The 255-nt window shown below is 60.0% G+C and carries 1 protein-coding gene; it reads left to right on the top strand.

The window, feature by feature from the left end:
* The coding region (locus tag KBY97_RS14595) for a transposase (protein ID WP_255148067.1) at nucleotides 1-255 on the top strand (255 nt) is incomplete at both ends.

The following is a 255-nucleotide window of genomic DNA, read 5'->3' as shown; positions in this document are numbered from 1 at the left end:
CGGTTGTGCCCTGGAAGGCGCTCATCGATCTGATCGAGCCCTACTACCCGAAAACCAGCTCCAAGGGCGGCCGTCCGGCCTATCCGCTTGCCACCATGCTGCGTATCCACCTGATGCAGCAGTGGTATTCACTCAGTGATCCAGCGATGGAGGATGCCCTGATCGAGGTGCCAACGATGCGGCGCTTTGCTGGCATCGACATGGTCAGCGAACGCATCCCGGATGAGACCACGATCCTTGCATTTCGGCACCTGC

Source organism: Synechococcus sp. ATX 2A4, assembly GCF_024346375.1.
Classification (GTDB): domain Bacteria; phylum Cyanobacteriota; class Cyanobacteriia; order PCC-6307; family Cyanobiaceae; genus MW101C3.
The sequence above is the reverse complement of the archived record's forward strand: the minus strand, read 5'-3'. Positions and strand labels throughout refer to the sequence as shown.